We start from the raw sequence: 12,051 nt of genomic DNA on the forward strand, positions 1-12,051 counted from the left end.
GTAGTCATATGCATGATTATGGCGTGTGGACAATTATAACTCCACTAGTAACTATTTGTTTGGCGATTTTTACTCGGCAGGTAATATTGTCGTTATTAATGGGGATAGTTGTTGGATTTACGGTTATTAACGATCACAATCTACTTCAGGGGATCAGTGGCACTTTAAATGGAATTATTGATACATTCTCTTCTCCAGGTAATACTCGTACCGTTATTTTTATGGTGATGATTGGCGGGATCATGCGCTTAATTGTCGTGACCGGGGGCGTTCGAAGTTTAGTTCGCGCCTTAACAGAAAAAACTCAGTTTGTTACTAATAAAAAAGCAGTGCAGTTGTTGGCGATGGTGATTACGTCAATTATTTTCATTGAAAGTTCGATCAACCAACTTATTGCCGGTGCATCGACCAAAGATCTGGCAAAAAGATACGGTCTATCACCAGAGAAAATGTCTTATATTGTCCAAACCTCCTGTGTATCAGTCTGTTCTTCAGCAATGATAAATGGTTGGGGTGCGGCAATGATGGGGGTCATCGGTGTCCAGATCGCCAAAGGGTACATCGATGGACAGCCTTTTGAGATTCTGGCCAGATCGATGGTGTGGAATCTGATGGCATGGTTCTCGTTGGCGTCCGTACTGTTCTATATTTTCTCTGGGGCATCCTGGGGGCCGATGAAGAAGGCTGAAGCGAATTACATCAGCAAACAGGATCTGCACGTTGAGAAAGAAAAAGATGAAGTCATTGATCATCCGGCGTGTAATTCATTGCTAAACTTCCTTATCCCTATTCTGTCGACTGTTATTGCTGTGCCGGTTGCACTTTATGTCACTGGCGATGGCGATTTCACTAAAGGTAGCGGCTCTATGTCGGTATATAGCGCTGTGATGTTTGGGACAACGGTTTCTTTTGTTTGGTTCTGTGGGCGGCGGATCCTGAATATAGAATCCTTCTTTAAAGAGTTGTATATCGGTTACGCCAGTATGGTGAAAATCAGCTCAATTATGGTATTGGCATTTTTGATGGGGAATGTCTCTGCTGATCTCAATACCGGGCAATATATTGCTACTATCACCTCCGGTGTTATTTCTCCTGGATTCTCAATTGGCTTTATTTTTATTATCAGTGCAATTATGTCGCTAGCGACGGGGACGTCATGGGGCACGTTTGCCATTATGATCCCCATCGGTGTTCAGCTTGGGGTCTCTTTGGGGATGCCCGTGGAATATATGATTGGTGCGGCCATTGCAGGTTCTATTTTTGGTGACATGACATCGCCTATCTCTGGTGATGCCATTGTGGCGTCTATGGCGACGGATTGTGACCATATTGAGCATATTCGAACACAAATGCCCTATGCCATTGCAACTGCAAGTATTGTGTTGGCAATCTATCTCTATCTCGGTTTTACGGTATAACCTGATGGCCTTCTATCTTACTGTTAGATAAGAATGGTCAATAGATACCCCTCCAAATAATGCCATTATAAATATTTGTAATGGCATTATTTCTGCTTTTAACTCCTGCTATTTCCCGCTGGAAATGCTTAATTTAATGAATTCATAGCTTTTATTTCTGCTGTATTTACCTGCTTGCTTACTGTGCTTATGTCAGGTTAAGTAAAGTCCAACAATTAAACTGACCGAGTAATTATCGACTCCCGCAAAATAACTGACGGCGGTTGGAAAAATATATCTTATATAAAATAAGTGTTGATTTTATGTTTCGAAATGTTTGACTATTGCTCTGTAAATTGAGCAAAAGGGAATCATTATGCTTTGGAAAAATACCAGGGAGCAGTTCGGGCGCATGACTATTGCTATCCACTGGTTAGTGGCATTTACGGTGTATGCATTGTTTGCCCTGGGTTTATGGATGGTAACTCTGGGCTACTACGATGGCTGGTATCACCAGGCACCTGAAATACATAAAAGCATCGGATGCATATTGTTTGCGGTGATGTTATTTCGGGTGATTTGGCGCTTTATTTCGCCGCCACCTAAACCCTTATCGAGTTATAGCCGCTTAACTCGGGTAAGCGCGATATTGGCGCATTTGATTTTATATATTGTCCTATTTTGTATCATGTTCAGCGGTTATTTGATCTCAACAGCAGATGGGCAACCAATCAATGTATTTGGTTGGTTCAATGTCCCTGCAACACTGACCAATCTACCTGACCAGGCAGATACTGCCGGAACTGTACATCTCTATTTGGCTTGGGCAGTCGTCGTGCTTTCACTCTTGCATGGACTGGCCGCGATTAAGCACCACTTTATTGATGGTGATGTAACCCTTAAGCGGATGCTGGGACGTAGCACCGATTAACCAACTGTATTATGGAGAATTAAATATGTTTAATAAGACCCTGTTGGGCCTGGCTGTAGGTGCACTGATGTTTACCGCAGGCAGTGCCGTAGCCGCCGAATATAAAATCGATAAAGAAGGGCAGCATGCCTTTATCGAATTCAGGATTAAACATTTAGGATATAGCTGGTTATACGGCAGTTTTAATGATTTTGACGGTTCTTTCACTTTTGATGAGAAAAATCCGGCCGCTGATAAAGTTAATGTGGTGATCAATACCAATAGTGTTGATACCAACCATGCAGAGCGTGACAAACATCTGCGTAGTAAAGATTTCCTGAATGTCGGTAAATTCCCACAGGCAACGTTTGAGTCGACCGACGTTAAGAAAAATGCAGAAGGTTATTCGGTCGTGGGTAACCTGACATTAAATGGTGTCACTAAACCGGTGACATTGGAAAGCAAGTTGACTGGCCAAGGTAGTGATCCTTGGGGCGGTTATCGTGCTGGTTTTGAAGCCAATGGCACTATCAAGCTGAAAGACTTTAATATCACCACTGATTTAGGCCCGGCATCACAGGAAGTCGAACTGATTTTGTCAGTCGAAGGTGTTCGCGCCAAATAGTCAGAGCGATACCAATACCGTCGTTGTTTGACCTAAAGGAGCCTTGTGCTCCTTTTCTTTGGGTGCTACTCCGCACTGACTTCTGGCGTTAAATGCTAAACTAATTAATCAGATATCTTTCCAATGACTATACTTAAAAAAAACGAGCCGTAGCGTGCAAGCATCATTAAAAGATTGATCTGACTCACTAGTCGTATTTAATTGTTTGTGGGGTATATATGGCCAATGTTCCCAAAAAAACGCGCACTATCAAGCCTCCTTCCTATTTAGATGCCATTATCCCGATGTTGTCGTTGGTGTTACTCGTCGGCGCATCTGTCGCTCTGTTTGGCCTCAATGCCGTCAATGGACCATTACAGGTCGCGCTTATTCTTTGCACCATGATTACCGCTGTAATCATTATGAAGAATGGTCATGTATGGGAGGATATTGCCCAATCCACGCGTAAGGGAATATCAACAGTGGTTGGCGCGATATTTATCTTACTTGCTGTTGGTGCATTAATTGGGACCTGGAACATGTCGGGGACGATACCGACTTTAGTTTATTACGGCATTATTCTGATTACACCAAATTGGTTTTTCCCCATTACCTTTCTTGTTTGTGTCGGGGTTTCTCTAAGTATTGGCAGCTCCTGGACAACGGCGGGAACCATTGGGGTAGGCTTGGTTGGGTTATCCAATATGATTGGTGTCTCACCAGAGATAACCGCAGGTGCCGTGATTTCTGGTGCCTATGTGGGTGACAAAATCTCGCCATTATCCGAAAGTACTGTGTTGGCCGCACAGTTGAATGGTGTTGAATTGTATCGCCATATACAGGCACAACTTTGGACCACAATTCCTGCCGCATTGGTTGCTTTGGTGGCATTCATCATATTGGGTATCAATCAACAAGCCAGCTTTGATGCCACAATTACGCACGCCGAATTAGCCCGATTTGATGAGTTATTCAACATTACGCCTTGGAATTTACTGCCACTGGTATTCTTGCTTGGATTATCTGTCGGTAAAGTCCCGGCACCGTTGGCCATTATTAGCGCGGCGTTATTGGCTGGTGTGATGGCAGCATTTATTCAGCCGCAGGCCATTGCGCGTTTTATTGCTGAACCTGATACCGCGTTACCCATTGCTGCGGTGAAGGGCGTTTGGCTGGCGATGGCTAATGGTTTTCAGGAGAACTCCGGTATTCCACAGATGGATGCATTGTTGTCGCGTGGGGGAATGGACAGCATGCTGCTGACTATCTGGTTGATTATCGGTGCAGTGACGTTCGGTATTATGGTGGATGACTTTGGCCTGCTTAATAAACTGGTAACCCCTATTTTGTTGCGGGCTAAAACCGTTGGGCAACTTTTTGCTTCAGCGGTTGCTACGGCCATTGGGCTTAATATCGTCGCGGGTGATCAATATATTGCTTTATTGCTGCCAACACGGTTATTCCACGGTGAATTTGCCAAACGCGGGTTAGCACCTGAAAATCTCTCACGCCTGGTGGGGGATGCCGGTATCGTCACCTCTCCGTTGATTCCCTGGAATTCTTGCGGTGCTTATATGGCGGCGGTATTGGGTGTATCCACCATGGGCTATCTGCCATTTGCGGTATTTAATATTGCCGCACCGATAGTCACGCTAATACTGGGTATCACCGGCTATAAGGTCCGCCGTATTGTGGTTGAGAGAGCATCATCGGTGCCACCAATAGCCAGTGATCGCCGGGAGGATGGGCTATAAACACCAGTTGGCCCTTGCTATGCCCAATATACGCCCAGTGAACTGGGCGCTTTATTGATGGTTGAGCGTTGATTGGCTTAAATATGGCCCGTCACTGATTGAATCCCTGATAATCAGTTCAGACTGAAATATATTTTCAGTTGATAAATATCCTCCGTCCAGCATTGAAATTAGCCGATTAATGACGTCATTTATCATACCGCTGACCGGGTCTTTAATACTGGATAACGATGGACTTAGAAAAGGTGCTATGGGGATATTGTCGAAGCCAATAAGAGAGACCGCTTCAGGTACTCTGATCCCTGCCTGATTTAATCTTTTCATGGCACCAATTGCCATATCATCATTGCTGGCGATAATCGCACTAAATGGTTGTTGGCTGGTTAATAACGATTCTACCGCAGTTGCACCACTGAGCGGGGTCCATTTCCCTTGAATAATAAGGTTATCGCGCAGCGGAAGAGAAAATGCATTTAATGCTTCTTTATATCCAGAAAGGCGCTCAATCGCTGTCGGTGAATCCAGTGAGCCGGTGATAAATGCAATATCCTGATGGCCCCGCTCAATGAGATATTTTGTCGCATTATAACTGGACCCTTTATGATCGCAGAAAGTACAGTGGCTGTGGTTTTTTCTTAATTTTCTGTTGACCACCATAATGGGCTGCTTATATTTATCAATAATAAGATCCATATCATCCACAGTTAAAAATCGGGGATAAATTATTATTGCGTCGCAACGTAAGTCGAGCAGGAATTGGATTGCTTCTTGTTCCTCTTCCGCACTGTGTTTCCCGTCAACCAGCACCAGCTGACGGCCATTATTCTCTAATTTTTTGGCCGCTTGAGACAGTATCTCATTAAAGTAGTTACCATTATAAAGAGTATTGGTCACCACCAAACCAATACATTGTGATTTATTGGTCGCCAGATTTCTTGCCAGCAAGTTTGGCCGATATCCGCTCTCTTCAATCGCTTTATATACCTGCGCTTTAGTCACTTCACTGACATAGCCTTTGCCTGACAGAACACGCGAAACAGTGGCTTTCGAGACACCTGCTTTTTTTGCCACTTCTAGCATTGTAGACATAGGTCTTTCCTACCCGTTGAAAATTATTGTCATTCTATACCTTTCGCCCTCGAAACTGCACGGCTGTTAGCAATATTCACTTACCCTATGGGCGGGCAGACATGCTGTTCCAATTGGGTTCTGGACCATGCGCTATAGACTGGCGGCTGAATGGCAATACTCCGTTCTTTAGGCCCACAGCTATTGTCGTGCACAATAACACGCCTAATCAATGCTGATCGTTATCACAAAATAAGAATTTAATTGCTTCATCTATTGAATTGCAGTCAGTAATTTAAGATTCTCGTGTGGAACCGGTTACCTAGTTGCCTGATAATAACTAAAAGCAAGGGTGTATCGGCAGGTAATATTTAAATAATACTATGAATATAATAGCTAATTACCATTTATGCTGGTGAGGATAGTCCCTCTTCGATTACAAATGGTTTGCTTAGCTCGGCGTGCGTCATTACGGGGAGTTGCTACTCATGTCAAAGAATTATGCCGCAGTATCTGCATCGATAGTCGATGCCATTGGTGGGGCGAATAACATCGCAGCGGTGACCCACTGTATGACGCGTTTACGCTTTGTGCTTAACGATGATAATGCGGTTGATCTGGCGAAGTTGAAGTCCATCACCGGTGTGCTGGGTGTGGTGCGCAATGAAAACCAGTGTCAGGTCATTATTGGTAACAACGTTTCATATGCCTATGCTGAAGTGCTAAAACTGCTGCCGGAAGGCCTGGTAGCTGAAAATACGCTGCCGCAAAAAAATAAAATAACCTTGAAACGCATCGGCGCGGGGATCCTTGATGCGCTGATTGGCACCATGTCACCTCTGATTCCTGCCATTATCGGTGGTTCAATGGTCAAACTGTTGGCCATGATTCTGGATATGACCGGTGTTTTTGGCAAAGGCTCATCGACACTGATTATTCTCAATGTCATTGGTGACGGAGCGTTCTTCTTCCTTCCGGTTATGGTTGCTGCTTCTGCCGCACTCAAATTTAAAACCAATATGTCGCTGGCTATCGCCATTGCCGGGGTGTTGGTTCATCCCGCCTTTATTGATTTAATGGCTAAAGCTGCACAAGGTCAACAAGTTGAGTTTATGGGCGTTTCGGTCACGGCGGTGAAGTATACCTATACCGTTATTCCGGCATTATGTATGACCTGGCTGCTGTCTTATATTGAAAGATGGGTGGATCGCATTACACCGGCGGTGACCAAAAACTTCCTTAAACCAATGTTAATTGTGCTGATTTCCGCGCCTATTGCCATCATGTTTATTGGCCCTCTGGGAGTTTGGATCGGTAGCGGTATTTCTTCGTTAGTGTACACCGTTCATGACTATCTGGGCTGGCTCTCGGTAGCGATTATGGGGGCACTCTGGCCTTTATTGGTTATGACCGGCATGCACCGTGTCTTTACCCCAACCATTATTCAGACCATTGCGGAGACCGGCAAAGAGGGCATGGTTATGCCATCAGAGATTGGCGCTAATCTTTCACTGGGTGGCTCATCGTTGGCTGTCGCATGGCGAACCAAAAACCCGGAATTGCGCCAAACGGCGCTGGCTGCGGCCGCATCAGCGATTGTCGCAGGTATCTCTGAACCGGCACTTTATGGGGTGGCATTGCGCCTTAAACGCCCGCTGATCGCCAGTCTTATTAGTGGTTTTATTTGTGGTGCAGTCGCCGGAATCGGTGGGCTGGCAAGTCATTCGATGGCGTCCCCTGGATTATTTACCAGTGTCCAGTTCTTCGATCCGGCCAATCCAATGAGTATTGTATGGGTGTTTGGTGTGATGATTCTGGCCATCGTGATTTCGTTTATTACCACGCTGTTGCTGGGTTTTGAAGATATCCCGGTTGAAAATAGCGAAAGCGATACCGCCCATTCTGCTGTGGCGCCAAGCGCAGTAAAAATTAACTAAATACGAGGTATGTAATGCCAGTATCAACATTTCCCGACGGTTTCTTATGGGGCGGCGCATTAGCCGCAAACCAGGCCGAAGGTGCTTGCTTTGAAGGTGGAAAAGGGCTGACGACGGTTGATATGATCCCTCATGGACCACACCGTTTGGCAGTAAAGCTGGGGCAGGAGAAGCGTTTTACCCTAAGAGATGATGAGTTTTATCCCAGTCATCAAGCGATCGATTTCTATCATCGTTATAAAGATGATATCGCGTTAATGGCTGAAATGGGGTTCACCGTATTTCGTACCTCAATCGCATGGAGTCGGATTTTCCCTAACGGTGATGAGTTAACCCCGAATGAGCAGGGCATCGCATTTTACCGTGACCTTTTTGCCGAGTGTAAAAAGTACAATATTGAGCCGCTGGTGACGCTGTGCCACTTTGATGTTCCCATGCATCTGGTCACAGAATACGGCTCGTGGCGTAACCGGAAGATGGTTGATTTCTTCGCCCGTTATGCGCGCACATGTTTTACGGCGTTTGATGGATTAGTTAAATACTGGCTCACGTTTAACGAGATTAATATCCTATTGCATAGTCCGTTCTCTGGTGCCGGGCTGGTGTTTGAGCAACAGGAAAATCAGGAGCAAGTAAAGTATCAGGCGGCTCATCATGAGTTGCTTGCCAGTGCCTTGGCGACAAAAATTGCCCATGAGGTTAATCCGAATAATCAGGTGGGGTGTATGCTGGCGGGGGGGAACTTTTATCCGCGCACGTGTAAACCCGAGGATGTGTGGGCCGCGCTGGAGAAAGACCGTGAAAATCTGTTTTTCATTGATGTACAGGCCCGAGGTGCTTATCCGGCTTATACCAAACGGCTTTTCAGGGATAAAGGGATTTCAATTGTTACTGAAACGGGTGACGACGAGATACTCAAGCATACAGTGGATTTTGTCTCCTTTAGTTATTATGCCTCCCGCTGTGCGTCGGCCGATATGAACGACCATAACAGCAGTGCGGCGAATATCGTAAAATCGCTGAAAAATCCTCACATTGAGGCCAGTGAATGGGGGTGGGGTATTGATCCTTTAGGTTTACGCATCACCATGAATATGATGTACGACCGCTATCAGAAACCGCTATTTTTGGTTGAGAATGGGTTAGGTGCCAAGGATGAAATTAACCCGCAAGGCGAGATTGAAGATGATTATCGCATCAGTTATTTGCGCGAGCATATCAAAGCTATGGGGGAGGCCATTGCTGATGGCATTCCGGTAATGGGTTATACCTCATGGGGTTGTATTGATCTGGTTTCTGCTTCTACCGGTGAAATGAGCAAGCGCTATGGTTTTGTTTATGTTGACCGTGATGATCAGGGCAAGGGTTCTTTAGCCCGTAAGAGAAAGAAATCCTTTTATTGGTACAAAAAAGTTATTGCCAGTAACGGTGCCGATTTGGATTAAGTCATCTGCCGGGATATCGTCTATAGCCGATATCCCCAGTGGATAAATATAGTCGGGAGCGGGTCCATTTTCTCCTTATGACGTATTACCCGGCACTATCATTACTATCGTGCGGGCCTTTCTTCAGATGAATCATGAAATCGGTAAATGCGGTGCGCAGCGGCGCAAACAGTGGGTGTTTACGGTTCTCCAGCATCGTTTCTGAAAACAGTTTCAGCCCGAGAGCAAATGCTGCGGTTTTCTCTTTGCCGAAGTCTATATCTTCTCGCATTTGTAACCGTTCGATGATGCCGAGGATCTCGTCATGATTCTCGGCTTCGAACGTTAGCGGGGCTTTCTCAATAGCGTCACCTTTGCGGTCGGTCAGCGGCTCAATGGTGATGCGATAACGATATCCCGGCATCAGCTTTTCTCCTGATCTTTTTCATCAGTTGTAGCCGAAGGCGGTGCTAACTCTTGTTCAATCACTTCTACCGCCGCCAGTAGTGCCGCGTTAATGCGCACGACTTGCTCTGGTGCGACATCAGAACGCATCATACTGCTACGTAGAATGTGGCGTAAGCGATGCATAGCATCAGCAATACCTTCTGCCAGATTCCCTTCTGGCCGGCGATTTACCTGTGCCAAGCGGGAGAAAATCACATCCACCATCTGTTGATTTTGTTGTAATTCAACTTTACCGGCATCAGTGATTTGGTAGCTTTTACGGCCATTACCGGTTGCCACTGGCGTGACAAAATCTTGCTCTTCTAGCAGGGTTAGCGTTGGGTAGATAACCCCAGGGCTTGGAACATAGAGCCCGGAGGACGCCTCTTCAATTGCCTTAATCAGCTCGTAACCGTGGCTCGGTTTTTTATCAACCAGCGCCAAGAGGACGATGCGCAAATCCCCATGTTCGAACAAGCGATGCATTTTATCACCGCGACCACGCCTGCCGCCCCTTACTGCTTCAGCGCCTTCAGCGGTTATATGATGACGACCTCCGCGATGCATCCTGTCGCCACAGTGGCGCTGCCCTTCATGGTGTTCGCCGCCCTGATGATGACCACGTTTTGAAAAACCAAACATAATGTCTCTCCTTTAGATATATCTAAACAATTTAGATATATCTAATTTAGATCGATATATCTAAATTGACAAGCAGAGAGTGATAAATAGTGGATTTTCTGGGTAAAAATAGAGAGGATTGGTACTCTATTCATTGATATTTATGATAAATATTTATTATATGCCAACGAGGAATGGAGTGAAGATAAAGTCCATATAGTGAGGGGGATGGGTTGGCTGGTGATGTTTTATCTGGAGTAAATGAGCTAAAAACTCTGTGCGTTTCCACTGCTGGTCGTCGTTAGGCAACTTTTGTTTTAGTGTTTCAACCTTGATTATTAATTCTTTGTACTGAGCTTCAAAGTAGGGAGCGTAAGCAGTCTACCCAGTCGATTCTCTGGAAAATCCATATTGTTTAGTCTTTGTCGATATTGTTGTTTTCAATTGATTTCATGGACTTAGCGGGATGTGCTAATGGTGTCCCCGACTGGAATCGAACCAGTAACTAGCCCTTAGGAGGGGCTTGTTATATCCGTTTAACTACGGGGACCCGGACATTGGCAGAGTGACTGCCGCTGAAGTGTACTGCCGAGCATTATACGCATTTTTATCCAGATAATAAGCGGTTAGCTGGCTGTTTGGTCACTCTGTCACCAACTTAGAGTGATTAAGTGATAGTAATAACCGAAAAACGATGTTTTCTCGACACAGCTACAGTTACCCAATGTGATTAAGAGCCATCATCTAAGATGAGTGTGGCTATCGAATTGCGTCAGACGCGAGAGATGATTAAATTACACAATTAAACAAGACAGCTTAAGGCTCTAAGGATAGAATTTTTTGTATTGCATCCAGCGCGCTAATTTTTTTTAAATCTTTTCGCCAAGAGAGATAAATATTAATACCGAATTTATCTTCGTAATAAGGTGTCATACGTTTATAGGCAATTCCCGCTCTGCTAACCATGCACATAGAATAAGGAATAAAGGCCATTCCACGTCCTAATGCAATTTCTGATAACATCCGTAATGGATCACCAGGCTCAGGTTTTCGGGTTAGATTAAAAGGTAACGCATTGAAAATCTTCTCACATTTATCAAAGTAATCCATATTAGCCAGCCGGCTAAACCAATATAACGGGAGATCACTGACATCTTTTAAATCAATAAACTCTTTTTGACTGGCAGGATGACTACTTGGAATAGTTATCAAGTTTATCTCTTTATAGATGAATTTAAATTCCAATAATTCATTTTGGTATGGTTTTTCTGCAACAATCGAAAAGTCCAGATGTCCGTTAAGCATTTCCATTAAGAGTTGTTTAGATGTATAGGTGTCTTTGTAGATTTTATTTGTATGCGCTAAACCATCAAGCGTGTCCTGAATTTTAGGCATTAAATTAAAGTCTAACGTTTTAGTCGTACCTGCACGAAACCCTTGATCATAAGTGCTGTGTTTTTTTATTTCTGCCAAATCAGCAACCATGGTGTTCAAGAGCTTTCTACTCTGTAATTCAAACAGTTTACCGGCTTCTGTTAGAGATACCTGATGTGTATTGCGTAGGAATAGGGCTGTTCCCAGATTTTCTTCAAGATTACGAATTTGCGTCGATAGCGGAGGTTGTGAAACCCCTAGTCGCTCGGCTGCCCGTCTGAAACTCATATCGTCACACACAGCAAGGAAAAACTGTAACTGCCTGATAGTAGGAAGTCTTTTACTAAATATCTGCATCACTTTCTCCAACATCCGTGTTCACGTTTAAGCGACATTTCAGTAAGGTCTATCTCAAGTTTTAAACCTGCTGATATCTTTATACTATCACAAAATAAATATTTCAAAACATTGTTTTAAAAACGTAAGCTCCTTTCATCGAAATAACGATTAACCCA

10 protein-coding genes and 1 tRNA gene are annotated in these 12,051 nt (G+C 44.6%); 6 read left to right on the top strand and 5 right to left on the bottom strand.

Annotated features, from left to right (window positions below):
* Positions 1-8 precede the first annotated feature (8 nt).
* From V1956_RS09035 to V1956_RS09050, 4 genes are all read left to right on the top strand, one after another.
* On the top strand, positions 9-1,418 hold the full coding sequence (locus V1956_RS09035; protein ID WP_372559536.1) for a Na+/H+ antiporter NhaC family protein: 1,410 nt from the start codon (positions 9-11) through the stop codon (positions 1,416-1,418).
* Positions 1,419-1,773: 355 nt separating this feature from the next.
* Positions 1,774-2,328 (top strand): cytochrome b, encoded by a 555-nt coding sequence (locus V1956_RS09040; RefSeq protein ID WP_372559535.1) that lies wholly within the window; start codon positions 1,774-1,776, stop codon positions 2,326-2,328.
* Between the two features lie 25 nt (positions 2,329-2,353).
* Positions 2,354-2,932 (top strand): YceI family protein, encoded by a 579-nt coding sequence (locus tag V1956_RS09045; protein ID WP_083158188.1) that lies wholly within the window; start codon positions 2,354-2,356, stop codon positions 2,930-2,932.
* Positions 2,933-3,150: 218 nt separating this feature from the next.
* Positions 3,151-4,665 carry a Na+/H+ antiporter NhaC family protein gene (locus V1956_RS09050; protein ID WP_083158189.1) on the top strand — a complete coding sequence of 505 codons (1,515 nt, stop codon included), beginning with the start codon at positions 3,151-3,153 and terminating at the stop codon, positions 4,663-4,665.
* A 51-nt stretch (positions 4,666-4,716) separates the two neighbouring features.
* On the opposite strand, the gene V1956_RS09055 is transcribed toward V1956_RS09050, so the two are convergent.
* The gene (locus tag V1956_RS09055) at positions 4,717-5,754 is read right to left on the bottom strand and encodes a LacI family DNA-binding transcriptional regulator (RefSeq protein ID WP_420075413.1); all 1,038 of its coding nucleotides are present in this window, start codon (positions 5,752-5,754) and stop codon (positions 4,717-4,719) included.
* Positions 5,755-6,221: 467 nt separating this feature from the next.
* Here V1956_RS09055 and ascF point away from each other — a divergent pair, with 467 nt between their 5' ends.
* On the top strand, positions 6,222-7,670 hold the full coding sequence (gene ascF, locus V1956_RS09060; protein WP_442825037.1) for a PTS cellobiose/arbutin/salicin transporter subunit IIBC: 1,449 nt from the start codon (positions 6,222-6,224) through the stop codon (positions 7,668-7,670).
* 14 nt (positions 7,671-7,684) lie between these two features.
* Positions 7,685-9,115 (top strand): 6-phospho-beta-glucosidase, encoded by a 1,431-nt coding sequence (locus V1956_RS09065; protein ID WP_420075424.1) that lies wholly within the window; start codon positions 7,685-7,687, stop codon positions 9,113-9,115.
* 85 nt (positions 9,116-9,200) lie between these two features.
* Here the strand turns inward: V1956_RS09065 and V1956_RS09070 are convergent, their stop codons facing one another.
* The 4 genes from V1956_RS09070 to V1956_RS09085 form a co-directional block, all read right to left on the bottom strand.
* Entirely contained in the window at positions 9,201-9,518 is a 318-nt protein-coding gene (locus V1956_RS09070; RefSeq protein WP_372559531.1) for a DUF3861 domain-containing protein, read from the bottom strand.
* Positions 9,518-10,183 carry a PadR family transcriptional regulator gene (locus V1956_RS09075; RefSeq protein WP_420075423.1) on the bottom strand — a complete coding sequence of 222 codons (666 nt, stop codon included), beginning with the start codon at positions 10,181-10,183 and terminating at the stop codon, positions 9,518-9,520. Before V1956_RS09075 ends, V1956_RS09070 begins: the two co-directional genes overlap by 1 nt.
* A gap of 454 nt (positions 10,184-10,637) precedes the next feature.
* Positions 10,638-10,712: transfer RNA gene (locus V1956_RS09080), tRNA-Arg, on the bottom strand.
* Positions 10,713-10,978: 266 nt separating this feature from the next.
* Positions 10,979-11,893 (bottom strand): LysR family transcriptional regulator, encoded by a 915-nt coding sequence (locus V1956_RS09085; protein ID WP_420075441.1) that lies wholly within the window; start codon positions 11,891-11,893, stop codon positions 10,979-10,981.
* Between the last annotated feature and the right edge of the window lie 158 nt (positions 11,894-12,051).

This window comes from Yersinia sp. 2540 StPb PI (assembly GCF_052217165.1).
GTDB classification, from domain to species: Bacteria; Pseudomonadota; Gammaproteobacteria; order Enterobacterales; family Enterobacteriaceae; genus Yersinia; species Yersinia enterocolitica_E.

Coding starts and splice junctions, on each gene's coding strand:
- V1956_RS09050 (WP_083158189.1), top strand. CDS start 3,151: ATGGCCAATGTTCCCAAAAAAACGCGCACTATCAAGCCTCCTTCCTAT.
- V1956_RS09040 (WP_372559535.1), top strand. CDS start 1,774: ATGCTTTGGAAAAATACCAGGGAGCAGTTCGGGCGCATGACTATTGCT.
- V1956_RS09070 (WP_372559531.1), bottom strand. CDS start 9,518: ATGCCGGGATATCGTTATCGCATCACCATTGAGCCGCTGACCGACCGC.
- V1956_RS09045 (WP_083158188.1), top strand. CDS start 2,354: ATGTTTAATAAGACCCTGTTGGGCCTGGCTGTAGGTGCACTGATGTTT.
- V1956_RS09055 (WP_420075413.1), bottom strand. CDS start 5,754: ATGTCTACAATGCTAGAAGTGGCAAAAAAAGCAGGTGTCTCGAAAGCC.
- ascF (WP_442825037.1), top strand. CDS start 6,222: ATGTCAAAGAATTATGCCGCAGTATCTGCATCGATAGTCGATGCCATT.
- V1956_RS09035 (WP_372559536.1), top strand. CDS start 9: ATGCATGATTATGGCGTGTGGACAATTATAACTCCACTAGTAACTATT.
- V1956_RS09065 (WP_420075424.1), top strand. CDS start 7,685: ATGCCAGTATCAACATTTCCCGACGGTTTCTTATGGGGCGGCGCATTA.
- V1956_RS09075 (WP_420075423.1), bottom strand. CDS start 10,183: ATGTTTGGTTTTTCAAAACGTGGTCATCATCAGGGCGGCGAACACCAT.
- V1956_RS09085 (WP_420075441.1), bottom strand. CDS start 11,893: ATGCAGATATTTAGTAAAAGACTTCCTACTATCAGGCAGTTACAGTTT.